Source organism: Streptomyces sp. NPDC002698 (assembly GCF_042888945.1).
Taxonomy (GTDB): Bacteria; Actinomycetota; Actinomycetes; order Streptomycetales; family Streptomycetaceae; genus Streptomyces.
Genome location: NZ_JBIAQM010000040.1, coordinates 35,872 through 61,916 on the forward strand (window position 1 = coordinate 35,872; position 26,045 = coordinate 61,916).

The 26,045-nt window shown below is 71.7% G+C and carries 22 protein-coding genes; 11 read left to right on the forward strand and 11 right to left on the reverse strand.

Features of this window, described 5'->3' with window-relative positions; all coding sequences use genetic code 11:
• Positions 1-231 precede the first annotated feature (231 nt).
• From ACFYW9_RS35180 to ACFYW9_RS35190, 3 genes are read left to right on the forward strand one after another with little or no spacing between them, the layout of a single operon-like run.
• Positions 232-1,083, forward strand: coding sequence for a helix-turn-helix domain-containing protein (locus tag ACFYW9_RS35180; protein WP_389159154.1), 852 nt, complete (start codon positions 232-234; stop codon positions 1,081-1,083).
• 8 nt (positions 1,084-1,091) lie between these two features.
• Positions 1,092-1,289 carry a DUF397 domain-containing protein gene (locus ACFYW9_RS35185; RefSeq protein ID WP_389159156.1) on the forward strand — a complete coding sequence of 66 codons (198 nt, stop codon included), beginning with the start codon at positions 1,092-1,094 and terminating at the stop codon, positions 1,287-1,289.
• 4 nt (positions 1,290-1,293) lie between these two features.
• A complete protein-coding gene (locus tag ACFYW9_RS35190; protein WP_389159158.1) occupies positions 1,294-2,190 on the forward strand; it encodes an NAD(P)-dependent oxidoreductase in 897 nt (298 codons plus the stop codon).
• Between the two features lie 84 nt (positions 2,191-2,274).
• Here ACFYW9_RS35190 and ACFYW9_RS35195 read toward each other — a convergent pair whose 3' ends face one another.
• The 10 genes from ACFYW9_RS35195 to rsmI all read right to left on the reverse strand — a co-directional run bounded on the left by ACFYW9_RS35195 (position 2,275) and on the right by rsmI (position 16,291).
• The gene (locus ACFYW9_RS35195; protein WP_328451584.1) at positions 2,275-2,982 is read right to left on the reverse strand and encodes a response regulator transcription factor; all 708 of its coding nucleotides are present in this window, start codon (positions 2,980-2,982) and stop codon (positions 2,275-2,277) included.
• Between the two features lie 299 nt (positions 2,983-3,281).
• A complete protein-coding gene (locus tag ACFYW9_RS35200) occupies positions 3,282-5,393 on the reverse strand; it encodes a PQQ-binding-like beta-propeller repeat protein (RefSeq protein ID WP_389159160.1) in 2,112 nt (703 codons plus the stop codon).
• 78 nt (positions 5,394-5,471) lie between these two features.
• Entirely contained in the window at positions 5,472-7,373 is a 1,902-nt protein-coding gene (locus ACFYW9_RS35205; RefSeq protein WP_389159162.1) for a PQQ-binding-like beta-propeller repeat protein, read from the reverse strand.
• Positions 7,374-7,754: 381 nt separating this feature from the next.
• Positions 7,755-9,560: an ABC-F family ATP-binding cassette domain-containing protein gene (locus ACFYW9_RS35210; RefSeq protein ID WP_389159164.1), complete on the reverse strand. Its 1,806-nt coding sequence runs from the start codon at positions 9,558-9,560 to the stop codon at positions 7,755-7,757.
• Between the two features lie 105 nt (positions 9,561-9,665).
• Positions 9,666-10,568, reverse strand: a complete 903-nt coding sequence (locus ACFYW9_RS35215; RefSeq protein WP_389159166.1) for a 4-(cytidine 5'-diphospho)-2-C-methyl-D-erythritol kinase — start codon at positions 10,566-10,568, stop codon at positions 9,666-9,668.
• A complete protein-coding gene (gene rsmA / locus ACFYW9_RS35220) occupies positions 10,565-11,512 on the reverse strand; it encodes a 16S rRNA (adenine(1518)-N(6)/adenine(1519)-N(6))-dimethyltransferase RsmA (protein ID WP_389159168.1) in 948 nt (315 codons plus the stop codon). Before rsmA ends, ACFYW9_RS35215 begins: the two co-directional genes overlap by 4 nt.
• Before the next feature lie 126 nt (positions 11,513-11,638).
• Complete coding sequence (locus ACFYW9_RS35225; protein WP_389159203.1) at positions 11,639-12,997, reverse strand: ubiquitin-like domain-containing protein; 1,359 nt, start codon at positions 12,995-12,997, stop codon at positions 11,639-11,641.
• 764 nt (positions 12,998-13,761) lie between these two features.
• Entirely contained in the window at positions 13,762-14,649 is an 888-nt protein-coding gene (locus ACFYW9_RS35230) for a TatD family hydrolase (RefSeq protein ID WP_389159170.1), read from the reverse strand.
• Positions 14,650-14,734: 85 nt separating this feature from the next.
• Positions 14,735-15,205, reverse strand: a complete 471-nt coding sequence (locus ACFYW9_RS35235) for a hypothetical protein (RefSeq protein ID WP_389159172.1) — start codon at positions 15,203-15,205, stop codon at positions 14,735-14,737.
• A 228-nt stretch (positions 15,206-15,433) separates the two neighbouring features.
• A complete protein-coding gene (rsmI, locus tag ACFYW9_RS35240) occupies positions 15,434-16,291 on the reverse strand; it encodes a 16S rRNA (cytidine(1402)-2'-O)-methyltransferase (protein WP_351859727.1) in 858 nt (285 codons plus the stop codon).
• A 96-nt stretch (positions 16,292-16,387) separates the two neighbouring features.
• Between rsmI and ACFYW9_RS35245 the strand changes: the two genes are divergently transcribed.
• The 8 genes from ACFYW9_RS35245 (at position 16,388) to ACFYW9_RS35280 (ending at position 25,231) form a co-directional block, all read left to right on the forward strand.
• Positions 16,388-18,127, forward strand: a complete 1,740-nt coding sequence (locus ACFYW9_RS35245) for a dolichyl-phosphate-mannose--protein mannosyltransferase (RefSeq protein WP_389159174.1) — start codon at positions 16,388-16,390, stop codon at positions 18,125-18,127.
• Between the two features lie 158 nt (positions 18,128-18,285).
• Positions 18,286-18,774, forward strand: coding sequence for a pyridoxamine 5'-phosphate oxidase family protein (locus ACFYW9_RS35250; RefSeq protein WP_389159176.1), 489 nt, complete (start codon positions 18,286-18,288; stop codon positions 18,772-18,774).
• A 223-nt stretch (positions 18,775-18,997) separates the two neighbouring features.
• On the forward strand, positions 18,998-20,626 hold the full coding sequence (locus ACFYW9_RS35255) for a penicillin-binding transpeptidase domain-containing protein (RefSeq protein WP_389159178.1): 1,629 nt from the start codon (positions 18,998-19,000) through the stop codon (positions 20,624-20,626).
• 103 nt (positions 20,627-20,729) lie between these two features.
• Entirely contained in the window at positions 20,730-22,406 is a 1,677-nt protein-coding gene (locus ACFYW9_RS35260) for a penicillin-binding transpeptidase domain-containing protein (RefSeq protein WP_389159180.1), read from the forward strand.
• A gap of 145 nt (positions 22,407-22,551) precedes the next feature.
• Positions 22,552-23,340 carry a DUF4253 domain-containing protein gene (locus tag ACFYW9_RS35265; RefSeq protein ID WP_389159182.1) on the forward strand — a complete coding sequence of 263 codons (789 nt, stop codon included), beginning with the start codon at positions 22,552-22,554 and terminating at the stop codon, positions 23,338-23,340.
• Positions 23,341-23,410: 70 nt separating this feature from the next.
• Positions 23,411-23,941 (forward strand): YbaK/EbsC family protein, encoded by a 531-nt coding sequence (locus tag ACFYW9_RS35270; protein ID WP_351859737.1) that lies wholly within the window; start codon positions 23,411-23,413, stop codon positions 23,939-23,941.
• A gap of 409 nt (positions 23,942-24,350) precedes the next feature.
• Complete coding sequence (locus ACFYW9_RS35275; protein WP_351859739.1) at positions 24,351-24,596, forward strand: hypothetical protein; 246 nt, start codon at positions 24,351-24,353, stop codon at positions 24,594-24,596.
• Between the two features lie 293 nt (positions 24,597-24,889).
• The gene (locus ACFYW9_RS35280; RefSeq protein WP_389159185.1) at positions 24,890-25,231 is read left to right on the forward strand and encodes a hypothetical protein; all 342 of its coding nucleotides are present in this window, start codon (positions 24,890-24,892) and stop codon (positions 25,229-25,231) included.
• A 161-nt stretch (positions 25,232-25,392) separates the two neighbouring features.
• Here the strand turns inward: ACFYW9_RS35280 and ACFYW9_RS35285 are convergent.
• The coding region (locus ACFYW9_RS35285) for a hypothetical protein (RefSeq protein WP_389159187.1) at positions 25,393-26,045 on the reverse strand (653 nt) is incomplete at its 5' end.

Consider the following 26,045-nt stretch of genomic DNA (forward strand, 5'->3'; position numbering starts at 1 on the left):
AACTCCGCTTCAGGTGTGGGGAGTCGAGAGTTTGCCGAGGGCGCGGCCGGTGGCAGTGTCACAGCCGCCGTGGCAGGACGGAGTGGTGCGCTTCCGGGTCCCCGGGGTTCCGCAGCGTGTGCGTCGCGTCACCGACGGTATGGGTAAAATTTGGGCCTGCGCAAGCCGCTGCCGTAATCTTCCCCTCGAAGGAGTCACGGCCCCCAGGCAGTTGGGGCGAGGGAGGAAGCCATGCCGCGCAGACGGCAGCCAACCGCACGCCAGGAGCGCCTGGGCATCGAGCTGCGGAAACTGCGCGAGGCCGCAGGGCTCAAGGCGCGCGAGGCTGCCGCACTGGTCGGGTCCGACTCCGCCCAGATGAGTCAGATGGAGTCCGGCATCGCGGGGGTGAGCGAGGAACGGGTACGAAGTCTCGCCGCTCACTACTCCTGTGCGGACGGGGAGTTGATCGAAGCGCTGGCAGGGATGGCGACCGACCGAACACGCGGTTGGTGGGAGGCGTACCGGGGCTTGCTGCCCACGCCGTTCCTGGATCTCGCCGAGTTGGAGCACCACGCCACGCACCGGCTCGATGTGGAGTTCCTGCATGTCCCCGGTCTCTTCCAGACGGAGGACTACGCGCGTGCCGTCTTCTCGTACCGGGTCCCCCGACTGCCAGGCAACGAGATCGAGTTGCGCGTCCGCCATCGAATGGAGCGCAAGACTGTCATCGCGGACCCCGCCCTGGTTCCCTACACCGCGGTGATCCATGAAGCGGCCCTGCGCATCAGGGTCGGCGACCGGACAACGGCTCACCGTCAACTGGCGGCCGTTCTGGAGCTCTCCGAAGCGGACCACGTCACCGTGCGCGTCATCCCCTTCGAGCTCGACGGCTTCGCCGGAGCCACGAACGCGATGATGTACGTGGGCGGTGCCGTGCCCAAGCTGGACACAGCGGTACGCGACGCACCTCACGGCGCGGTGTTCATCGACTCCGAAGCGCAACTGGGCACTTTTCGAACGCTCTTCCATATGGTGGAGGCTGTGTCGCTCGAACCCACCCGTTCGCGTGACTTCATCCACCAGTTGGCGAAGGAACTGTGAGGCCTGCCGTGACCACTCCCGACAACTGGCAGAAGTCGTCCTTCTCGGGAAGCGGCGACGGCAACAACTGCCTCGAACTCGCCACCACCCCCAGCCTCGTCCACCTCCGTGAGAGCGACACCCCGGGCACCCGTCTCTCAACCGCCCCGGGTGTCCTTGTCCATCTCCTGAACCACATAAAGAACAGGGCCGACGGGGAAGGCTGACCCCATGACCGACAAACTCACCATCAGTGTCCTCGGCACCGGGATCATGGGGGCCGCCATGGCCCGTAACCTCGCCCGGGCCAGGCACGACGTCCGTGTCTGGAACCGCAGCCGTGCCAAGGCCGAGCCGCTGGCCGCCGACGGCGCGCACGTCGCGGACACCCCGGAGGAGGCCGTACGGGGCGCCGATGTCGTCCTGACCATGCTGCACGACGGCCCGGCCGCCCTCGACGTCATGCGCCGGGCGGCACCCGGGCTGCGCGCGGGGGCCGTGTGGGTGCAGTCCACGACCGCCGGGACCGAGGCACTCGGCGAGCTCACCGAGTTCGCCGACGCGCACGGCCTCGTCTTCTTCGACGCGCCCGTCCTCGGAACCCGCGCGCCCGCCGAGGCCGGACAGCTCACCGTGCTCGCCGCCGGTCCGAGCGCCGCCCGCGACACCGTGACCCCCGTCTTCGACGCCGTCGGCGCCCGTACGGTGTGGACCGGCGAGGACGGCGCGGCGGGCAGCGCCACCCGGCTCAAGCTCGTCGCCAACAGCTGGGTCCTCGCCGCCACGGCCGCGACCGGGGAGGTGCTCGCCCTGGCCAAGGGCCTCGGCGTGGACCCGGAGGACTTCTTCGGCCTCATCGCGGACGGCCCGCTCGACATGGGCTATCTGCGCGCCAAGGCCGCCCTCGTCCTGGAGGACCGGCTGTCCCCGGCCGGTTTCGCCGTCACGACCGCCGAGAAGGACGCCCGCCTGATCGTGCGGGCGGGGCAGCGGCACGGCGTGCGGCTGGACGTGGCCGAGGCCGTCGCCGAACGGTTCGGCCGTGCCGGCGCGCTCGGCCACGGGGACGAGGACATGGCCGCCGCGTACTTCGCGAGCTTCGAGGAGGGGAAGCCCCCCTCCTCGTAGCCCCGTAGACCCGTCAGCCCGTCAGCCCGTAGACCCGTCGGCCCGTAGCCCCGTAGACCCGTCGGCCCGTGGACCCCGTTCGCCTCAGCGGGCGTCGTCCATGTTCCCGTGCGGTGTCTGGGCCGGGATCGGGCCCGCCCGGTCCAGCAGGCCCGTGCGGGCCGCGAGTGCCGCCGCTTCGAGGCGCGAGCCCACGCCCAGTTTCATCAGGACCCGCTGGACGTGGGTGCGGGCCGTGGACGGGGCGATGCCCATACCGGCCGCGATGAGCCGGGTGTCCTCGCCGTCGGCGACCCGCACCAGGACCTCCACCTCGCGGGGTGTGAGCATCTGGAGCAGCCGCTGGCCCTCGTCGTCGGGCTGGGCGGCGGGGTTGAGCAGTTCGCTGAACGCGCCCTGGAGCAGTTGCGGGGCCACGGCCGCCTCGCCCGCCCTCGCCTTCATGATCGCGCGCTCGACACCCTCGATGCGCTCGTCGTGGCGTACGTAGCCGGAGGCGCCGGCGGCGAACGCGGCGGCGATCCCCCGCGGGTTCGGCACCGGTCCGAGCACCAGGACCGCCACCTGCGGACGCTCCCGTTTGATCCGCACCACCGGGTCGAAGATCCCCGGCTCGGCGGGTGTCGCCGTGCCCATCAGGCACACCTCGGGTGCCCGTGTGATCACCAGCTCCGCCGCCCCCGCGGCGGGCGCCGCCGCGGCGAGCACCCGGTGCCCGCGCAGCTTCAGTGCCGAGGCCAACGCCTCGGCGAGCAGTCGGTGGTCATCGACCACCATGAGCCGGACTCCCATCAGGCAACCCCCCAGTCCCCCCAAGCATCCCCACTGGTTCCCCGTGGATTTGGAGCCCCCCGGCTCTCCATCCCCCGGAAGCTACACGCTTGTTCGACGTTGCGCTTCCCCTACTGGAGAGAAGTGCCCCGGAATATCGAAATCCCACCCAATAGGAAGTGATGCGGAGTACGCGTACGGCCCCGCCCCTGAACAGGGACGGGGCCGTACGCGGTGTTTCGGCCGGACAAATCAATCCGGAGAAACGATCACCGCATTCTTTCGAAGATGATCACTTTGCTTCACCCGAAAGGTGACGGTCACTTCGTTCCGAAGGCGATCGCCAGGTACTCCTTGTCCGTCGCGGAGGTCGGCTTGGACGCGTAGACCTGGGACATGTACAGCCGGCCGTCGCCGTAGAGGATCTCGGCGTAGTCCGGGAGCATGCTCGACTCCGCGTCACGCGTCGACTGGGTGGCCGGGTTCTCCATCAGCTCCGTCTCCTTGAAGGAGGTTCCGTCGATGGAGACGATCTGCCCGCCCTTGTCGTACGGCGGCCGCTTGTACGCGATGAGGCTGGTGCCGTCCATGCGCAGCGGGGTGATGCTGTAGCCGTCGCCCGCGTCGGCGCGCTGGCCCGTCTGCTTCCCGGTGGCCAGGTCGAAGGAGACGATCTCGTTGGTCCGGCTGTAGTCGCCGGTGCCCTCGTGCTCCTCCGTCGGGACGTACAGCTTGTCGTTGCCGACGGCGAGCGACTTGCAGAACTCGATCCGGGTGATGCCGTCGCACTTGGCCGCGTACGTCTCGCCGGGTGCCGAGATCTTCGCCCGCAGTTTGCCGGTCTTGTTGTCGATGGAGAAGAAGTCCGAGATACCGCTGCCGTCACCGGCGGAGTCGCCGACGTCGGCCGCCACGACCAGCGGGTCGGTGGAGACGACGCTGGCGTACTCGATGCCGGGCGACATCTTGTACTCGGAGATCACCTTCCCGGACTTCGGGTCGATGGTCTGGATGTGCAGCTGGCGCGTACTGCCGTACTCGCCGCACTTGCGGACCGCGACCAGCTTCTCGCCGCCGCCGTAGCCGGAGTCGTAGCAGCTGTCGCCCGTCTTCGGCGCCCACAGCGCCTTGCCGGTGGAGATGTCGAACGCTCCGCCGCCGCCCGTGCTGCCCGCGGCGACCGTGTTCCCGCTGATCGTCACGTTGTCGAGGTTGATCGACTGGTCACCGGACTTGATCGTCCGGGTCCAGAGTTTCGCGCCCGCGTCGAGGTCGACGGCGGCGAGCTGGGTGCATCCGTGCGAGGGCTGCGCCTTGGTGGGCATGGCCGGCTCGTAGATGATCGCCGAGCGGTTGCGCTCCGAGGTGTGCCGGCTGGCCTGGCACACCGGGCCGGGGAGCTCGATCGTCCAGGTCTTGGCGCCGGTGTCCGGGTCGTAACCGTTGATCTCGGCGTTGCCGGTCTTGGCGTACACCTTGTCGGTGAGCCAGGAGCCGGCCGTCGTCACGCTCGTGAGGCCCTTGGGCACGGCCGGCGCGGGGAGCTGGAACAGCAGCGTGGAGTTGGTGTTCGCCGGCACCTTCTCCCCGTCGTCACCGCCCTTGTCGTCGCCGCCCTTGCCGCCCTTGCCGCCGGTGGCGCCGCTCGTCGCCCCGGTGTCGTGCTTGTCGTCCTTGGAGTTCTGCGAGTACAGGAAGCCACCGCCGACGATCAGCGCGACGGCCACCACGGCCGCCACGATGATGAGCAGCTGACTGTTGAGCTTGCGTCCGCCGCCGGCCTGCGGGGCGTGCGGCTGCATCGGCATGGTCTGCGGCTGCGGGTAGCCGTACGGGCTCGGCTGGCCCGCGGCGCCGTACGGAGCCTGCGGCTGGCCCGGATAGCCGTAACCCTGCTGACCCGGCTGACCCGGGTAGCCGTAACCCGGCTGACCGGGGGGCGGCGTCTGCGGATAGCCGTACGGCTGCTGCGGGAACGCGGGCGGGGGCGTCTGGGGATGGGGATAGCCATAGCCGGGACCCGCGGCGGCCGGTGGAGGTGTCGGCGTCGGCGGGCCGAAACCGCCTGCGGGCGGGGCCTGCGGTGCGCCGAAGCCCTGCGCGGGCGGGGCCTGCGGGGACGGATCCTGGGGCGCGCCGAAGCCCTGGACGGGCGCGTCCTGCGCGGGCGGGGCCTGCAGTGCGCCGAGGCTCTTCGTGGGCGAGTCCTGCGCGGGCGGGACCTGCGGTGCGCCGGAAGCCTGCTCGGGCGCGTCCTGCGGAGACGCGTCCTGCGGTGCCCCGAGGCTCTTCGCGGGCGCGTCCTGCGGTGCGCCGGGACCGCCGGGCTCGGGGGCTCCCCCGCCCGGGCTCTCCTGAGAGCCCGGGGAGGGTTCCTGCGGTGCGCCGAAGCCCTTCGGGGGTTCGTTCGGCGGCGGGGGCGGCTGGCTCATGACGTGATTACCTCGGAATGCGTCGGGACGGCGGGCCTGTGCGCGCGTACGGGCGCGACGGAACGGGCAGGGGCGTGGTCACTTGCCGAAGGCCAGCATCAGCTTCTCCTTCGCCTCGTCATTGCCCGTCAGCCGGGTCGTGGAGATGTAGAAGCGTCCGTCCACGTAGTCGACGGCCTTCGAGTAGAAGCCGGACTCGATGTCCGCGGTGCCCTGCGGGTTCTGGAGCAGCGTCGTGGGCGTGTGGGCGGTGCCGCCCGTCGGGATCGACACGACGCGGCCGCCGCCGTCGTAGGACGCCTCGACGTAGGCGATGAGCCCGGTGCCGTCCGTCTTCATCGGCATCATCGTCGCGTCCGTCGGGGACTTGACGCGCCACTTCTCCTTGCCGGTCGCGAGGCTGAACGCGACGATCTCGTTGGGGCCGCTCTTCGCCTCGGTCGGCAGATAGAGCGTGTCGGCGTCGGCGACGGCACCGAAGCAGCCCGTCAGGTCGCGGTCGAGGATCGCGAAGCCGCACTCGGGCGCGAGACCGTCGTCGCTCTTGAGCTGCGAGCGCTCGGCACCGTTGCCCGTCAGCACCGTGATGTTCACCGTCTTCTTCGCGTCGTTGGTCAGGTAGAGCACGACCGGGTCCACGGAATAGGCGCGCCCCACCCGCCAGCCCTTGGGGAACTTCTTCGTCCATCGGACCTTGCCGGTGGCCGGGTCCAGTTCCTGCACCTCGTCGTGCTCGGTGCTGCTGCCGGCCCCGCAGGACGAGACGGCCAGCAGCTTGGGGCCGCCCGCGAATCCCGCCGGGTAGCAGCCGGCGCCGTACTTCTCCTTGTCCCACAGCTTCTTGCCGCTGGTGACGTCGTAGGCCGTGCCCGACATCGAGCGGCCGACCGTCAACGTGTTCCCGGTGACGGACAGTTCGACCGAGAGCGTGCTGTCGAACAGGCCGCCGTCCGCGACCTTCCCGCTCCAGCCCTTGGCGCCTGTGTTCAGGTCGACCTGCTGGAGCTGGTTGCACTTGGCGCTGCTGGCGGAGCTGCTCATGTAGGCGATGACGACCTTGTCGTCGGCGGTCTTCTCCGGGGTGACCGCGCAGATCTTCTGCGGGAAGGTCAGCGCGGGCCAGGTCGGCTTGCCGTCCCCGACGTCGAACGCGAAGAGCTGCTTGTACGCCGTCTTCACCGCCGTCTTGCCGGTGATCCACATCCCGGAGGCGTCGGCGCCCGAACCGGGCGCGTCGGGTGCCGACTTGTACCAGAGGACCTTCGCCTCGCCCGCCTTGCGGCCGGCGTTCAGGTCGCCGTCCTCCTCGCCGCCGTCACCGCTGCCGTCACCGGGGTTGACCGGATCGTCCGACGCGGACGCCGATGCCGACGGGCTGCCGCTCGGACTGTGCTCCGCCACGGGCTTCTTGTCGTCACCACTGCCGGTGACGGCCCACACGGTGCCGCCGACGACGAGCAGACCCGCCACCGCGGCGGCGATGACGAGCGCGGGCTTGCCCTTGAACGGGTTCTTCGAGCCACCGCCGGGACCGCCGGGCTGCGGGGTGCCGGGCGCGCCCGGGTACGGCGCCTGGGGCGGATACCCGTACCCCGGCTGCTGCCCGTATCCGTAGGGTCCGGGCCCGCCGTAGGGCCCCGGCTGCTGCGGCTGTCCGTACGGGCCCGGCTGGGCGTAGGGGCCGGGCTGCTGCGGGTATCCGTAGCCGGGCTGCGGGGGCCCGGCGGGCGGGGTGTTCTGGGGCGCGGGCGCCTGGGGCGGCTGCGCGGGAGGAGGGGGCGTGCCGTGGGGCGCCGGGGGCGTGACCTGCGAACGCGGGTCCTGCGGAGTGCCCTGCGGCGCACCCTGGGGTGTGCCCTGCGGTGCGCCGAAACCACCCTGCGACCGCGGGTCCGGCGAGGCGTCGGCACCACCTGTCGGCGGCTGGTCCTGCGGTGCTCCGAAACCGCCCTGCGGCGGCTGACTCGGCGGCTGACTCATCAGCGCGTCCCCCTCTTCACTGATGTGACCCCTCACCGGCGGCGCCGGGTTCGCGCCTCGCCCGGTGGATCTCAGACTGTTCTCAGACCGCTCTTTCTATCACTCCGGGGGGCGCGGACAGGGGGCCGGTGCGCGCCCTGTTCCCAAGGGAGGACCGGGCTGTGATGCCGCCGTTACGCGCCTTCACGTGCCCTTCACGCCGGGCACTCAGGGCGAGTTCACCGCCCCCGGACCGCCGTGACGGGGGGCGTCATCGGCAACTCGGGGGCGCCCGGCGGCACTTGCGCGCCCTTCGAGCGAGCCGCGCACGCCGGGACGGTCACGCCGGGCGAACGAGCCGGGCGCGCGGCACGTCGGACAGGGGGCGGTCGCCCTCCCGCGTCAGGCGTCTTCCGCCAGCTCCAGCCAGCGCATCTCCAGTTCCTCCCGCTCGCCCGCCAACTCGCGCAGCTCGGAGTCGAGTCGGGCGACCTTCCCGAAGTCGGTGGCGTTGTCGGCGATCTGGGCGTGCAGCTTCGTCTCCTTCTCGGAGATCTTGTCCAGCTGGCGCTCGATCTTCTGGAGCTCCTTCTTCGCGGCACGGGCGTCGGCGGACGAGGCCGCCTTCACCGGGGCGGGAGCGGCGGCGAGCACGGCGGCCGCGGCCACCTCCTCCATCTTCCGGCGCCGCTCCAGGTACTCGTCGATCCCGCGCGGAAGCATCCGCAGGGTGCCGTCGCCGAGGAGCGCGAACACGTTGTCCGTGGTGCGCTCGATGAAGAAGCGGTCGTGGGAGATCACGATCATGGAGCCGGGCCAGCCGTCGAGGAGGTCCTCGAGCTGGGTGAGGGTCTCGATGTCGAGGTCGTTCGTCGGCTCGTCGAGGAAGAGGACGTTGGGCTCGTCCATCAGCAGGCGCAGGATCTGCAGCCGTCGGCGCTCACCACCGCTGAGGTCGCCGACCGGCGTCCACTGCTTCTCCTTGTTGAAGCCGAACGTCTCGCAGAGCTGCCCCGCGGTCATCTCGCGGCCCTTGCCGAGGTCGACACGGTCGCGGACGGACTGGACGGCCTGGAGGACCCGCCAGGTGGGGTCGAGTTCGCCGACCTCCTGGGAGAGGTAGGCGAGCTTGACGGTCTTGCCGGTGACGATCCGGCCGGCGGCGGGCTGCTTCTCGCCCTCGGTGCGGGCGGCCTCGGCCAGGGCGCGCAGCAGGGAGGTCTTGCCCGCGCCGTTCACACCCACCAGGCCGACCCGGTCGCCGGGGCCGAGCTGCCAGGTCAGGTGCTTGAGCAGCACCTTGGGCCCGGCCTGCACGGTCACGTCCTCCAGCTCGAAGACGGTCCTGCCGAGCCGGGAGTTGGCGAACCGCATCAGCTCGCTCTTGTCGCGGGGCGGCGGCACGTCGGCGATCAGTTCGTTGGCGGCCTCGACGCGGAAACGCGGCTTGGAGGTGCGGGCGGGCGCGCCGCGCCGCAGCCAGGCCAGCTCCTTGCGGACCAGGTTCTGCCGCTTGACCTCCTCGGTCGCGGCGATGCGCTCACGCTCGGCGCGGGCGAACACGTAGTCGGAGTAGCCGCCCTCGTACTCGTAGACCGCGCCCTTCTGCACGTCCCACATCCGGGTGCAGACCTGGTCGAGGAACCAGCGGTCGTGCGTCACGCAGACCAGGGCGGAGCGGCGCTCGCGCAGGTGCCCGGCGAGCCAGGCGATGCCCTCGACGTCCAGGTGGTTGGTGGGCTCGTCGAGGACGATCAGGTCCTGCTCGTCGATGAGCAGCTTCGCCAGCGCGATACGGCGGCGCTCGCCACCGGAGAGCGGGCCGATCACGGTGTCGAGCCCCTGCGGGAACCCGGGCAGGTCGAGACCGCCGAAGAGGCCCGTCAGTACGTCCCTGATCTTGGCGTTGCCCGCCCACTCGTGGTCGGCCATGTCCCGGATGACCTCGTGGCGCACGGTGGCCGTGGGGTCGAGCGAGTCGTGCTGGGTGAGCACGCCGACGTTCAGGCCGCCGGAGTGCGTGACGCGGCCGGTGTCGGGCTCCTCCAGCCGGGCCAGCATGCGGATCAGGGTCGTCTTGCCGTCCCCGTTCCGGCCGACCACGCCGATCCGGTCGCCCTCGCTGACGCCGAGGGAGACCCCGTCGAGCAGTGCACGGGTGCCGTACACCTTGCTGACGGACTCGACATTGACCAGGTTGACGGCCATTTCTCTCCTGAACAAGGGGGACGATCGACCCTCAAGGGTAGTCCGCGCGGCGGACGGTCCCCGCCGCGCGTTCCCCGTCCCCCCGGTCGAGCACGGTCGCTCCGGTCAGTCGAGCACGGTCGCTCCGGGAGCCGGGGACCGCGTGACGCGGACCGTCCGGCAGCTGCCCGAGGCGAGAAGCACCTGGCCGATGGTCTCCGCGGACTCCGCGTCCGGCGCGAGGAACGCCGTGGTCGGGCCCGACCCGGAGACGAGCGCGGCGAGCGCGCCGGCCGCGCGGCCCGCCGCGAGGGTGTCGGCGAGGGCCGGGAAGAGGGAGAGGGCCGCGGGCTGGAGGTCGTTGGAGACGGTGCGGGCGAGGGCCCCGGCGTCCCCCTTCGCCAGCGCGTCCAGCAGTTCCTGCGAGGCGACCGGCTCCGGGACGCGTACGCCCTCGTTCATCCGGTCGAACTCCCGGAAGACCGCCGGGGTCGACAGTCCGCGCTCGGCCATCGCGAACACCCAGTGGAAGGTCCCGCCGACCTCCAGGGCACGCAGCCGCTCACCACGCCCGGTGCCGAGCGCCGCCCCGCCCACCAGGGAGAACGGCACATCGCTGCCCAGTTCGGCGCAGATGTCGAGGAGTTCGTCGCGCGAGGCGTTCGTGCCCCACAGCGCGTCGCAGGCGAGCAGCGCGCCCGCCCCGTCCGCGCTGCCTCCGGCCATGCCGCCGGCGACGGGGATGTCCTTGGCGATGTGGAGATGGACGGCGGGGTCGATGCCGTACCGGCGGGCGAGTTCCAGGGCGGCGCGGGCCGCGAGGTTCGTGCGGTCGAGGGGCACCTGGGCGGCGTCCGGGCCCGCGCAGGTGACGCGCAGTCCGTCCGCCGGGGTGACCGTCACCTCGTCGTACAGGCCGACCGCGAGGAAGACGTTGGCCAGGTCGTGGAAGCCGTCGGGGCGTGCGCCGCCGACCGCGAGCTGGACGTTGACCTTGGCAGGGACGCGTACCGTCACCGTCTCCGTCACGGCTGGGTCGACTCCTCGTTCTCGGCGTTCTCGGCGTTCTCGGGGCGGTAGCGGCGTGCGTTCCTGGTGTCCGCGCCGCTCGCCTCGCCGCGGTTCTCCGCGATCCGGACGAACTCCTCGACCGTCAGGGACTCGCCGCGGGCCTGCGGGGAGACACCGGCGGCGACGAGCGCGGCCTCGGCGGCGGCGGCCGAACCGGCCCATCCTGCGAGGGCGGCGCGCAGGGTCTTGCGGCGCTGCGCGAAGGCCGCGTCCACGGCCGCGAACACGTCACTCTTCCGGACGTTCGTGGAGATCGGCTCGGCACGCCGGGTGAGCGACACGAGACCGCTGTCGACGTTGGGCGCCGGCCAGAAGACGTTGCGCCCGATGGAGCCGGCCCGCTTCACGTCGGCGTACCAGTTCGCCTTCACGGACGGCACGCCGTACACCTTCGAGCCGGGCGGGGCGGCGAGCCGGTCGGCGACCTCCGCCTGGACCATCACGAGGGTGCGCTCGATCGTCGGGAAGGTGTCGAGCATGTGCAGCAGGACGGGCACGGCGACGTTGTACGGGAGGTTCGCGACCAGCGCGGTCGGGGGCGGGCCCGGCAGTTCCCGGACCTGCATGGCGTCCGAGTGCACCAGCGAGAACCGGTCGGCCCGCTGCGGCATGCGGGCCGCGACCGTCGCGGGGAGCGCGCTCGCGAGGACGTCGTCGATCTCCACGGCGACGACCCGGTCCGCCGTCTCCAGCAGACCGAGCGTCAGCGAGCCGAGGCCGGGGCCCACCTCCACGACCACGTCGTCGGGCCGCACCTCCGCGGTCCGCACGATGCGGCGCACCGTGTTGGCGTCGATCACAAAGTTCTGGCCGCGCTGCTTGGTGGGCCGTACGCCGAGGACTGCCGCGAGTTCGCGGATCTCGGCGGGGCCCAGGAGGGCGTCGGAGGTGGGGCTGGTCACGAGCCAAGGGTACGGGGGGCCGGGCCCCGGCCGTGCAGCCGCGGCCCGGTGGTACCGGTGTCGGCCGTGCGGCTCCGGCCCGGTGGGGCGGTACCGGCCGTGCGGCCGGGGCCCGGTGGGGCGGTGTCAGCTGTGCAGCCGCGGCCCGCAGTGCGGCCAGGGAGTCGTCCCGCGGCGCATGTACAGCTTCTTGGCCCTGCGCGTCTGTTCCGCGGCCGAGGCGTCCTGGGGGCGCCCGGTGCCGCCGAGGGTGTGCCAGGTGCGGGTGTCGAACTGATAGAGGCCGCCGTACGTGCCGGACGGATCGACGGCGCCGGGCCGGCCGCCGGACTCGCACGCGGCGAGGCTCTTCCAGTTCAGGTGGTCGGCGCCGCCGCGGGACGGGGGACGCGGCTTCGTGCCGACCCTGACCAGCCGGTCCTGCGGGTGCCGCACCACCTCGGACCGTTCGAGCCGGGGCCGCTGCTTGACGCCGTTGACGGTGCGCAGGCTGTAGGTGAGGCGCCAGGCCCCGTACCGGCCCGGGTTCTCGACGACCTCGACGCCCTCGAACAGCGAGGCGTCGTCGGCCCGCCGCACCTCGAACGGGATCCGTTCCTCGCGGACCTCCCTGGCCCCGGTGACGCGCAGCACGGTGACCGTCTGCCCGTCCCGCGGGAAGCTCCCGCCCGGTACGGAGGTCATGTCCTGTCCGCGCAGGGTGATCCCGGCCTCCCGCAGGGCCTCCGCGACGCTCGCCGCGTTGGTGCGGATCGTCCGGGACCGGCCGTCGGCCATGATCGTGACGGCGCGTTCGGTCCGTACGTCGAGCGCCAGTCCTTCGGGTCCGATGCGCCGGGAGCGCGAGGCCGACAGGTGGGCACCCTCGGCGCGCACCCCCAGCTGGCCGAGCGCTCCGTCCACGGTGCGCGCCGTCGTCCACACCCTGCGCCGCTCCCCGTCGATGGTGAGGTGCACCGGGCGCCCGTAGCGCACCGCGACCTCGTCCCCGCTGGCGAGGGCGGTGCCGGGGGCCGGTGCGACCATGTCGTGCGGGCCCACCTTCACGCCTTCGTCGGCGAGCAGTTCCGACACGTCGTCCGCGAAGGTGTGCAGCGTGCGCGGTCTGCCGTCCACGCTGAGCTCGATCGCCTTGTCGTTGGCGACGAACGCGGAGGTGCCGCCGGCCAGGAAGGCCACGACCAGGGCCTGCGGGAGCAGCCGCCGCAGGGATTCGGAGCGCTCGGGGATCCGCCTGCGCCGGGCCGCGCGACGCGCCTCGGCCCGGCCGCCCGTACCGCGCCCGTCCGCGACGGCGGTGCGGGTGCCGCTGCCGCTGCCGGGACGGGCCGTTCCCCTCGCGCCGTCCACACCGTCCACACCGTCCGCGGGGTTCGTGGTGGCGGCCGGGCTGTCCTGCCGCAGACGCGGCAGGCGGGGCTCGGTCGGGGCGTCGGGCGCCACCGGCACCGTGCGCCCGCCCCGTGTGCCGGACGCGCCCCGCACGCCGTGCAGGGGGGCTCGGGGCGCTTCCGGTGTCGCGGGCCCGGCGGCGCGGGTCCCGTAGGCCGGGGTCCAGGAAACCGGGGAGACTCCGCCGTACGGCCCGTACCCCGCGTGACCGGAGTACGCCTCCCGCCCGGAGAAGGGCTCCCGCCCGGCGTACGCCTCGCGCCCGGGGTCCGCCGGCGCCTCATGCCCGGCGTACGCGTCGTGCCGGGAGTCCGTCGGCACCCCGTGCCCGTTGTACGCCTCGCCGTCGGCGTACGCCGGGTGACCGGACCGCGTCTGATGACCGGGGTCCGTCGGCAGCTCGTGCCCGCGACAGGCCTCGTGACCCGTGTACGCCGGGTGACCGGGGTGAGGCCGGTGACCGGGGTCCGCCCACGTCTCCTGGCCCCGGTACTCCCCGTGACCGCGGTACCCCTCGTGGTCGGCCCGCGTCGCACCGGCGAGGCCGGGCCCGGCGGGCGGGCCGGATGCGCCGGGCGGCCCGGCCGTGCCGAGCGGGTCCGCCACGGGGGGCGGGCCGGCGGCGGCGCCGGTGACGCCGATGACGACGGTGGTGGCCTCGGGGCCAGTCGGCCCGTACGTCTTGTACGACTCGTACCGCGAGCTGCTCACGACGACACGCTCCAGGTTCCGGATCGGGCGACCAGAACCTAGCGGAGCGATCGTCACTCTCCCAAGCAACGCGGCTACGCTGTGTCGCGACATCCCTCCGCCGAAGACCCCGGCGGGACCGGGAGGGGCCCCCGAGGACGTTACGTTCAGTAATCGAACGCGCGCGCCGTGTTGGCGGAGATCGAGGTCGCCAGCGTGTCCTCGTCGATCCCCCGCACCGCGGCCATGGCGCGCACCGTGACCGGAATGAGATACGGCGCGTTGGGCCGTCCGCGGTACGGCGCGGGGGTCAAAAAGGGCGCGTCGGTCTCGACGAGGACGAGTTCGAGCGGGGCCACGGCCAGCGCGTCGCGCAGCGGCTGGGCGTTCTTGAAGGTCATGTTCCCGGCGAAGGACATGAAGTAGCCGGCGCGGGCGCAGACCTCGGCCATCTCGGCGTCACCGGAGTAGCAGTGGAAGACGGTCCGCTCGGGGGCGCCCTCCTCCGCGAGGACGCGCAGGACGTCCGCGTGGGCGTCGCGGTCGTGGATGACCAGGGCCTTGCCGTGCCGCTTGGCGATCTCGATGTGGGCGCGGAAGGAGCGCTCCTGCGCCTCCTTGCCCTCGGGCCCGGTGCGGAAGAAGTCCAGTCCGGTCTCGCCGACGCCCTTGACGTGCGGGAGGGCGGCGAGCCGGTCGATCTCCGCGAGCGCCTCGTCCAGCGCGGCCTCGCCGCCCGGCCGGCGGGCACCCTGCCGGGACCAGCCGTCGGGATCGCCGAGCACGATACGGGGTGCCTCGTTGGGGTGCAGGGCGACGGTGGCGTGCACGGCGTCGTGCGTGGCCGCCGTCTCGGCCGCCCAGCGCGAGCCCTTCACGTCGCAGCCGACCTGCACGACCGTCGTCACGCCGACCGAGGCGGCCTTGGCGAGAGCGTCCTCGACCGTGCCGGACTGCATGTCGAGATGGGTGTGCGAGTCGGCCACGGGAACGCGCAGGGGCTCGGGGAGCGGCGGTGCGGCGTTCTTGTCGGCGGCGGAGGCGGAGGAAGGCATGCCCCGATCCTACGAAGGGGGCACGCCCGGTCTCACCTCGCGGGGAGCCGGCGGGCGGTCCCGTGCGCGGGTCCGCCCGGGGAGGTCAGCCCGCCCGGCGGTGCTGGAAGGGGTGCAGCAGGTCCGACAGATGCCAGTGGTGCGGCTCCTTCGGGGCGGCGGAGTCCCCGGCCCGCGCCTCTCCCTCCGGGCCGTCCTCGGGCCGGCGCGGTACCGGCCGGGGCCGGCGTTGCGTCATGGAGTGCATGGAGTCGTGGACGGAGGACACCTGGCCGGCGCGCATGATGCGCACCACGTGGCTGTCGCAGTTCAGGCAGGTGGGCCGGCTGAGCGGCGACGGCACGACCTCGCCGTTCGCCACGTACACCACGAACTCGCCGCCTTCCGCGTCGCGGTGGTGCTCGATCTCGTACGACTGTTCCCAGCCGTGCCCGCAGCGCATGCAGGCGAAGGAATACGATTCGTGGACGACGGCCGTAGCCGTGCCGCGATGCCTGGTCTGTTCGGTGACCTGACCGGCGGCGGTACCGCCGGTCCGTCCTGTGGTCTCACTCATGCCAGCTCCTCTTGTCCGCTGGACAAGCACCTCCGTCGGCGGATCTCCCCCTGGGTTCCGCCGAGTCGCCGGAGGCGAGGGACGGGTGCGTCCCTTTGTCCAGTGGACGCTTCTCCCGGCGCGAACGCATCCGGCCTGTCGAGTGTTGGAGTCGATTTGGCCTTTCCTTGTCGGAAGGCTCCTGTCACCCGGCCTGATCTTTGCTTTTCACGATAGTCCTTTGCCCTTCTATGGGCCGGTTCGTTCGGCGTTCTTTGCCGCCACGACGGCATCGAAGACGTCCCGCTTGGGAATTCCCGCTTCGGCGGCGACGGCGGCGATGGCCTCCTTGCGCCGCTCCCCCGCCTCCTCGCGCACCCGCACCCTGCGCACCAGCTCGGCGGCGTCCAGTTCCTCGGCGCCCTTCTCGGGGGCGCCCTCGACGACGACGGTGATCTCGCCGCGGACGCCCTCGGCGGCCCAGGCGGCCAGCTCGCCGAGCGGGCCGCGCTTGACCTCCTCGTACGTCTTGGTCAGTTCGCGGCAGACGGCGGCGCGCCGCTGGGTGCCGAAGACCTCCGCCATGGCGGCCAAGGTGTCGTCGAGCCGGTGGGGCGCCTCGAAGTAGACGAGCGTGCGCCGTTCCTCGGCGACCTCCCGCAGCCGGGACAGGCGCTCGCCGGCCTTCCGGGGCAGGAAGCCCTCGAAGCAGAAGCGGTCGACGGGCAGGCCGGACAGCGCGAGCGCGGTGAGCACGGCGGAGGGGCCGGGGACGGCGGTGACCTTGATGTCCTTCTCGACCGCGGCCGCGACCAGCCGGTAGCCGGGGTCCGACACGGAGGGCATCCCGGCGTCGGTCACGAGCAGCACCCGCGCCCCGCCGACGAGCGCCTCGACGAGTTCCGGGGTCCGGGCGGCCTCGTTCCCCTCGAAGTACGACACGATCCGCCCCGTCGGCTGGACACCGAGGGACTGGGTGAGGCGGCGCAGCCTGCGCGTGTCCTCGGCGGCGACGACATCGGCCCCGGTCAGTTCCGCGGCGAGCCGTGGCGGCGCGTCGGAGATGTCGCCGATGGGAGTGCCTGCCAACACAAGGATTCCTGTCACGGTCCCATCCTCGCAGGGGCGCGGCCCGACAAGCTCATCCGACCGGAAGGGGCCCATGCACGGGACTCCCACAGACCTGTTCCCTACGATGGCGCGGTGACCAGTACCGCGTCCTCCACGGACACCCGGCAGGGCCAGGCCGCCGACGCTCGACGGCCGTCGTGGCAGCATCGGCTGCGCCGATTCGGCTACACGGCGCCGCCCCGAAGTGATGTGCGCGACCGGCTCGTACCGCCGTACGCCGAGCCAGGCCCCGGAATCTGGGCCTCGCTCGGGCTGCGCCAGGAGGTCGCCGACCGTTTCAACCGCTGGTCAGGGTGGGTGGGGCCGCTTCTGGTGACCCTGCTCGCCGGGCTGCTGCGGTTCTGGAACCTGGGCAGCCCGAAGGCGGTGATATTCGACGAGACGTACTACGCCAAGGACGCCTGGGCGCTCTTCCACCGCGGCTACGAGGTCAACTGGGCGAAGAACGCCAACGACCTGATCCTCCAGCGCGACGGGCACGTCCCGGTCCCCAGCGACGCCGCCTATGTCGTGCACCCGCCGGTCGGCAAGTACGTCATCGGGCTCGGCGAGTGGATGTTCGGCTTCAACCCCTTCGGCTGGCGCTTCATGACGGCGCTGCTCGGCACGCTGTCGGTGCTGCTGCTGTGCCGGATCGGACGCCGGCTGTTCCGCTCGACGTTCCTCGGCTGCCTCGCGGGCACGCTGATGGCGGTGGACGGTCTGCACTTCGTGATGAGCCGCACCTCGCTGCTCGACGGGGTGCTGATGTTCTTCGTGCTGGCGGCCTTCGGCTGTCTGGTCGTGGACCGGGACAAGGCGCGGGCCAGGCTGGCCGCCGCGCTGCCCGCCGACGGGAACGGTTTCGTCCGCCCCGACGCGCACATCGCCGAGACGACCCGGCTGGGCCTGCGGCCCTGGCGCTGGGGGGCGGGCCTGATGCTGGGCCTGGCCATCGGCACCAAGTGGAACGGGCTGTACGTCCTCGCCGCGTTCTGTGTGATGGCGGTCCTGTGGGACGTGGCCTCGCGCCGGGTCGCGGGCGCCCGCCACCCCTACGCGGCATCGCTCCGGCACGACACGGGCCTCGCGTTCCTGGCGACGGTCCCGGTCGCCCTGTCCGTGTACCTGGTCTCCTGGACCGGCTGGATCCTGTCGCCGGACAACGGCAAGGGCGGCTACTTCCGCAACTGGGCCGTGACCGACGGCAGGGGCGGCAACTGGACCTTCCTCCCGGACTGGCTGCGCAGCCTGTGGCACTACGAGCACGAGGTCTACAAGTTCCACGTCGGGCTGTCGTCGCCGCACACCTACCAGTCCAACCCGTGGAGCTGGCTCGTCCTCGGCCGCCCGGTCTCGTACTTCTACGAGTCCCCGCTGCCCGGCAAGGACGGCTGCCCCTCCGACGCCGGCGGCAAGTGCGCCCGTGAGGTGCTGGCGCTCGGCACGCCCCTGCTGTGGTGGGCCGCCTGCTTCGCGATCCTGTACGTGCTGTGGCGCTGGGCCTTCCGCCGCGACTGGCGGGCGGGCGCCATCGCCTGCGCCGTCGCGGCCGGCTACCTCCCCTGGTTCATGTACCAGGAGCGCACGATCTTCCTCTTCTACGCCGTCGTCTTCCTCCCGTTCCTCTGCCTCGCCGTGACGATGATGATCGGCGCGATCCTCGGCCCACCGGGCGCCGCGGAACGCCGCCGCGTCATCGGCGCGGCCGGAGCGGGCGTCCTGGTCCTCCTGATCCTCTGGAACTTCATCTACTTCTGGCCCCTGTACACGGGCACGGCGATCCCGATCGAACAGTGGCGGTCCCGGATGTGGCTGGATACCTGGGTCTAGCCGGGTGAACGCACAGCGGCGGTCCGACACCTTGTCGGACCGCCGCTGTCGTTGCCGGCCCGGCGTCATCGGAGCAGACATCCGGCGGTCCATCGGTCGCTGGGAGTAGGTCCCGCGCCTCAGGCGGCTTCGGGCCTGCCTGGCTAGGGTCGGACCTCATGGAGACCACGGGAATCGTCCGCCGCGAGACGGCGGAGCGCATGCGCGACACCCTGGAGCGGCTCGTCACCGAGCGGGACGTATGGGTGTCGACGGCTCACCCTGATCACGGGCCGCACCAGGTGCCGCTGTGGTTCCTGTGGGACGGGCGGGCGATATGGATGTGCACCGGCGCCACTTCCGTGACCGCGCGGAACGTCCGCAAGGAGGCGCGCGTGCGCCTTGCGCTGCCGGACACCTTCGACGTGGTGCTCCTCCAAGGCGAGGCGGAGTGCTTCCCGGACCGGGAGGTGCCCGGGGACGCGGCGGAGGCGTTCGCCGAGAAGTTCGGGTGGGACCCACGCGTGGAAGAGGGTTCCTTCCTGTATGTGCGCGTGGTCCCGAGGACGGTGCGCGCTTGGCGCGGCGAGCCGGAACTGCGCGGGAGGGTCGTCATGCGCGACGGGACATGGCTGGACACGGCGTCATCGGCGCCGCCGTCCGCCTGACCGTGGCCGGCCAGCCGGCCGGGGCCGGACCGACCGGCTGGCCGAAAAGAAACCCATGGACGTATCCGTGAACGGTATTCATGGATGCGTCTCCGTGGTTTGGGCAACAATTCGGCGAAGGTCTGCACCACGAGCCCCGTCCGCACCTACAGTGCAAAGTGAACCGGCTTTTCTGAACGCGTTCAGAAGTTCGGAGGAGGGTTCACGGGGAGGGATTCGCGCGATGCGCAAGGGGGCCAGGGCTGCCGTCATAGGCAGTGTGTTCGCGGTGATGGTGGGAGGCGCCGGGTACGGCGCCTACAACGTGGTGACCTCGATCAGCGGGGGCGGTGCGACGGGAGACGGCGGGCCCGCCGCGGTGAAGAGCGGGCCGCCGAGCGGCGCCGAGGTCAAGGAGGCCAGCCGCGCGTTCTTCGCGGCCTGGGAGAAGGGCGACGCGGCCGAGGCGGCCGCGGACACGAACTACGCGTCGAACGCCGAGGGCCTGCTCGCCGGCTACCGCGACGACGCGCATCTGACCGACGTGAAGATCACGCCGGGCACCGCGTCCGGGGCTCGGGTGCCGTTCTCCGTCAAGGCGACGGTGTCGTACGACGGGAAGAGCAAGCCGTTCGCGTACGACTCCGAACTGACCGTCGTCCGCGGCGAGACCACCGGGAAGGCCCTGGTCGACTGGAAGCCGTCCGTCGTCCACCCGGAACTGAAGGACGGGGACACCCTGGTCACGGGCGAGTCGGCGAGCCCGGCGATCGAGGCCGTGGACCGGAACAACGTTGTCCTGACGAAGGAGAAGTACCCGTCCCTGGGGCCGATCCTGGACGCGCTCCGGGAGAAGTACGGCGACACGGCGGGCGGCACGCCCGGCATCGAGCTGTCGATCCGGCACAGCGGCGAGAGCAGCGGCGACACGACCCTGGTCACTCTCGCCGAGGGACGGGCGGGCAAGCTCCGTACGACACTCAGCGCGAGCGCGCAGGCCGCCGCGGAGAAGGCCGTCACCCAGTTCGCCGAATCCTCCGTGGTGGCCGTCAAGCCCAGCACCGGAGAGGTGCTCGCCGTGGCCAACCACCGCGCGGACGGCTTCAACGCGGCCTTCCTCGGCAAACTCGCGCCCGGCTCCACGATGAAGATCATCAGCGCGGCGACCCTCATCGACAACGGCATCACGACGGCGAACGGGCCCGCGCCCTGCACGCCCACCGCGGCCTGGCAGAGCCAGACCTTCCACAACCTCAAGGGCATGCAGCCACAGGAGAACGCCACGCTCTCCGACAGCTTCGCGCGCTCGTGCAACACCGCTTTCGTGAAGTACGCGGACGAGGTGAAGGTCGACTCCCTCACCAACGAGGCCCAGCAGCGCTTCGGACTCGGTCAGAACAACTGGAAGACCGGCATCGATTCCTTCGACGGCTCCGTGCCCGCCTCCGGCGGCCCGGACACGGCGGCCAACATGATCGGCCAGGGCCAGGTCCAGATGAGCCCGCTGAACATGGCGTCGGTGACCGCCACCGCGATGACGGGCGTCTTCCGGCAGCCGGTCATCGTGCCGCGCTCCCTCGACGACCGCGAACTGGCCACCGCGAAGGGCCTGTCCTCCGGTACGGTCGCCCAGCTCCGCTCGATGATGAACCGCACGGCCGTCAGCGGCACCGCGGCCCCGGTGATGGCCAGGCTCGGCGGCATCATCGGAGCCAAGACCGGCTCCGCCGAGGTCGACGGCCAGGCCAGGTCCAACAGCTGGTTCACCGGATACCGCAACGACATGGCGGCCGCCGCCATGACCCAGGAGGGCGGTCACGGCGGTCAGGCGGCCGGCCCGATCGTCGCAGCTGTGCTACGAACGGGCGGCTGAAGTCGCTCCGCACAGGACGGGACCCTAGGGTGGTGCTTCTCGTTGAGGAGCGAGAGGCACGGGGGCATCACGGGGCACCAGGGGACGGCGGAGGAAACAGGCTGTGGGCAAGAGAAGGCGCGTCGCCGAGCGACGGAAGACGAAGCAGCCCGCCGTACTCGGCGGGGTGATCGCCGTGGCCGTCGTCGGCGGGGCGCTGGGTGCCTACAGCCTCTACGGCAGTGGGGCGTCGGCCGACGAGGGGACCACGGCCACCACCCGCAAGGCGGTCAAGACGGGCCCGCTGTCGGCCGCCGAGGTCTCCATGGCGTCCACCGCCTTCCTGAACGCCTGGCAGAACGGCGATGTCACCGCGGCGGCCGCGGCGACCGACGACTCGGCCGCCGCCACGACCACGCTGACCGGCTTCGGCAAGGACGCCCACGTCAGCGACGTGACCCTGACCGGCGGCAAGCGCTCGGGCGCCGACGTCCCCTTCTCCGTCAAGGCCAAGGTCACCTACCGCGGTATGACCAAGCCGCTGTCGTACACCTCGAAGCTGACGGTCGTGCGGGGGGCCGAGAACGGCACGGCACTGGTCGGCTGGAAGCCGTCCGTGGTCCACCCGGACCTCCAGGACGGCGACCGGCTGGTGACCGGTGAGGCCGGGGCGCCGCCGGTCACCGCCATCGACCGGCACGGCGGCAAGCTGACCGCCGCCAAGTACCCCTCCCTCGGCACGGTCCTCGACGGGCTGCGCGAGAAGTACGGCAAGACGGCCGGCGGCAAGGCGGGCATAGAGCTGCGCGTGGTCCGCAAGGCCGCGGCCAAGGGCGCCCAGAAGACCCCCGACAAGACCCTGCTGACGCTCAGCGCGGGCACGCCGGGCGAGGTCCAGACGACGCTCAGCCCGACCCTCCAGGCGGAGGCCGAGCGTCTGGTGGCCGCCAAGCCCAAGGCGTCGGTGGTGCTGATGCGGCCCTCGACCGGTGAGATCCTCGCCGTCGCGAACACCAGCCACGGCTTCAACACCGCCTTCCAGGGCTCCCTCGCACCCGGCTCCACGATGAAGGTCATCACGGCGTCGATGCTCTTCGAGAAGGGCCTCGCCTCCCCCGACAAGCCGCATCCCTGTCCCAAGACGGAGACGTACGGCGGCTGGAAGTTCCACAACGACGACGACTTCGAGATCAAGAACGGCACGTTCAAGGCGAGCTTCGCGCGGTCCTGCAACACGGCCTTCATCACCCAGGCCAAGAAGCTGAAGGACGACGACCTGACCAAGCAGGCCCAGCAGGTCTTCGGCCTGGGCCTGAACAACTGGGCCATCGGGGTGCCGTCGGCGGACGGCTCGGTGCCGGTGCAGAGCGCCGCGCAGATGGCCGCCGAGCTGATGGGCCAGGGCGGGGTCCGCATGAACCCGCTGAACATGGCGTCGGTCGCCTCCACGGTCAAGTCCGGCACCTTCCACCAGCCGTACCTGGTCGCCCCCTCGGTCGACCACCGCACGCTGGCCAAGGCCTCCCGCACGATGTCCGCGACCACGCTCGCCCAGCTCCGCGAGGTCATGCGGTACACGGCCGCCGCCGGCACCGCCGCCGAGGCCATGGCCGGACTCGGCCCCGACTACGGTGCCAAGACCGGCTCCGCCGAGGTCGACAACCAGAAGCAGCCCAACGGCTGGTTCACCGCGTGGAAGGGCGACCTGGCGGGAGCCGGCGTCGTCCAGCAGGGCGGCCACGGCGGCAGCACGGCGGGCCCGATCGTGGCAGCCCTCCTGAAGGCCGGTGCCGGCGGCTGACATCCGCCCTCCGGCTCCGGGAAGCGCTCCTCGCCCCGCGGATCCGCCCGGGGCCGGGCCCGCGCCGCCCGGCGATACAACTGCCCAGGAGCAGACGGAAGTCGGGGAGCGCGGCGATGTCAGTGGGGCCTTCTACGCTCCGCGCATGACGTTCCCGCTTCCCGAAGGCCTGCCGTCCGGCCGCGGCGTGCCCGCCGGCTCACCGGTCATGTGGTACGCCGACAAGATGCCGTACGCCCGGCTGCTGGACGTGTGGACCCGCGCCCAGCGGCAGCAGGACACCACCGGCCTGCGCCCGATCCTCTGCCACGCGGACGACGACCACCCCCGCTCCCTCGACCTCGCCGAGATAGCCGCCGTCGACCTCGAACCCGCGATGGAGCGGGCGTGGCACGACGACCGCCGGCGCCGGCTCGCGTGGCGGGCCGAGCCCTCCGCTCCGCCGGAGATCCCCGAGGACGTCGCGGAGTTCGTCGAACCCTGGGAGGACGACCCGGGTCCGCCGTTCGACCGGTGGCCGGGCCTGGCCCCCGCCACCCTCCCCTCGGGCGTCGACCCCGACGAGGCCGCCAGGGCGGCCTTCACCCACGTCCTGGAGGAGGCGGGGGAAACGTCGCTCGGCCTCGTGCGGGCCGCGCGGAGCGCCGACGTCCCCGCCGTCATCGGCTGGCGCGCCGAAGCGCCCCTCCCCCTGCTCTGCGCGCTGCTGCGAAGCTGGGAGGACCGTTTCGGGGCGCGTGTCCTGGCCGCGATCGGATCGACGCTGTACGTCTCCGTCGCGAAACCGCCGCGCGACCGGCGGCAGGCCGACCGCATCGCCCTCGAACACCTTCTGACCACGGCCGACAACATCGTCGACGACCCTCCGACACCGTTCCCCGAGTACGCGGCGTCCCTCGTGGACGCCCCGCTGTGGAGATTCTGGTGGGACTGAGGCCGCAGGCCCGGCGGCCTGTCGGGGACCCGGTCGCGTGCGCCGTACACCGGCCACTAGCGTGCGGTGCATGAACGTCACCGATGAGAACGCCGGCGAGGGCCAGTCCTCCGTCGAGAACGACACCGACCCCCGTTTCGCCGAAGCCCTGCGGGAGCTGGGCCTCGGCGAGGTGATCGCACGCGTCCGGCGCTTCCCCGCCACGGCCCGCACCACCGCCGAGGCCGCCGCGGCGATCGGCTGCGATCCCAGCCAGATCTGCAAGTCGCTGTTCTTCGCGGCGGACGGGGCTCCGGTGCTGGTGCTGCTGGACGGCTCGGCGCACGTCGGCATGGAGCTCGTGCGGCGGGAGCTGGGCGCCGAGAAGATCACCCGGGCCGGGGCACACCTCGTGCGGGAGTCGACCGGGTACGGGACCGGCGCGGTGCCGCCCTTCGGACACCGTACGAGGATCCGTGTGCTGGTGGACCGTTCGGTACTCGGCCACGACACGGTGTGGACCTCGGCGGGCACGCCGTTCACCGTCTTCCCCATGGACCCGCGGAGCCTGATCGCGCACGCGGGCGCCACGCTGGTGGACGTGCGCGAGCCGATGGTGTGACGCCGCTCGTCGCCGCGGCCGTCACCTTCGGCGGCCGCCTCTCAGCGGCCCGTCGGCAACCCCAACTGCCCTCGGTCGCACCGCTCGTTCGACAGCCCCGCCTCGGCATCGCCCTGACGCCGAAGACCAGAAGAACGAGCCGAACAGCCTGCGAGCCCAACTCTCGCTCCAGGTCATCGGGTTGATGCGACAGTGCGCCGCACCGGGCCCCCGCCCGCGGTGCGTCCATACCGTATGCCGAACAGCAAAGCCTTTTTCTGTGGCGCCAGTTGGCGTCAACTCCGCGCCCGGCTCCTCCGCCGGACGCGATGGCCTCCGCGCTCCGACCACTCGGCGCTACTGCTAGTGTTCATCCAGTCACGCTAGGCAACTAGCTATCACGTGTAAGCGATGGAGAACCGAGGGTTCCATGCGTAAGTTTCAGCAGGTCGTGATCGCAGCAGCAGTGGCGGCCGGTGGCCTGACCGCCGTCGGCGCCGGAACGGCTGTCGCCGACACCCATGGCAACGGACCGCGGACGGTGGACCTTTACCGCCCGTACCAGGAGTGCAGCCCGCAGACGGTGTCGGAGAACGACATCCCGGTCGGAGTGCTCGGTCTGGGCCAGACCCGGGACACCGCCTGCGGCCAGCACAACCGCGCCTTCACCGGCTGAGGTCAGCGACGTCAGCATCGCGACGTTCGGTACGGGATCCCTTCGGGTTAACCCGAAGGGATCGAATGCCGGCAGCCGGCGCCGGCCAGGGCCGCTGAAGCCCGGAGGGGACGGCCTTTCGGGTCGGCCATGCCCCGCACGTTCCCCCAACCAGCGGCTCCATCCGCCTGTCAGGCCAACTGTCCAGCCGGCGCGGAAAGTTGGAAGGGCTCAGTGCCGCGGACCGCACCTGCGGCGCGGCCGATCCCGAGGGAGCGGCGCCCGGGGGCGCCCGTACTAAGGACACGCATCACATGTTCGACAGGAAAAAGATCGCGGCCCTCTCGGGGCTCATCGGCGGGCTCGCCGTGACGTCCATGGGCATCACGTATGCGCACGCCGCGGGAGACCCGGCGCCCTGCACCCGGAACTCCCAGGGGGACGTCATCTGTGTGCAGCACATCGAAGGCGGGACCGCCGGGCGCGACGCCATTCCCCATCAGGAGACCTGCATGCCGGTGCAGGCCGTGACGGTGCCCGCCCCCACGGGCAACGGCACTACACGACTCGGCCCTCGGGTGACCTGTTCTCCCGCCACGTCTGGAGCACCTCGACCGGCCGAAGGGAAGCGGGAACTTCCCGGCCTTCTTCCCTGAGGAGCACGACGGCCGAACCCCGCCCCATGGCGCCATTGGCGCTTTACCCCATACGAGGCTCCGGAGCGACATGGGGCGCAAATCCTCGATTGATTACACATAGCGTGCAAACGTTTACGTTAAGTGGTCATTTCGGGCGGTATGCCCGAATCAGGAAAGGGTTATCCATGCGCAAGTTCCAGCGCGCCATGATCGTAGCGGCGGCCGTAGCGGGGCTGTCCGCCCTCGGCGCCGGCATCAGCTTCGCCGACGGCAACGACAGCGTGCCCGTGCCGGTCACCGCCGTCGCCAACACGTTTGCCAACGCCGTGGCCGTCGGGGGTGGCTACTACCTCCAGCCGCAGGCCCAGGAGCAGGTCCAGCCGCAGGAGCAGGTCCAGCCGCAGGAGCAGGTCCAGCCGCAGGAGCTGAAGCAGGAGCAGGCCCAGGTCCAGCCGCAGGAGCAGGCTCAGCCGCAGGAGCTGAAGCAGGAGCAGGCCCAGGTCCAGCCGCAGGTCCAGGCGCAGGAGCAGGTCCAGCCGCAGGTCCAGGCCCAGCCGCAGGAGCAGGCCCAGCCGCAGGCCCAGGAGCAGGAGCTGAAGCAGGAGCAGGCTCAGCCGCAGGCCCAGGAGCAGGAGCAGGCTCAGCCGCAGGCCCAGGAGCAGGAGCAGGCCCAGCCGCAGGCCCAGGAGCAGGAGCTGAAGCAGGAGCAGGCCCAGGAGCAGGAGCAGGCCCAGGAGCAGGAGCAGGCTCAGCCGCAGGCCCAGGAGCAGGAGCAGGCTCAGCCGCAGGCCCAGGAGCAGGAGCAGGCCCAGCCGCAGGCCCAGGAGCAGGA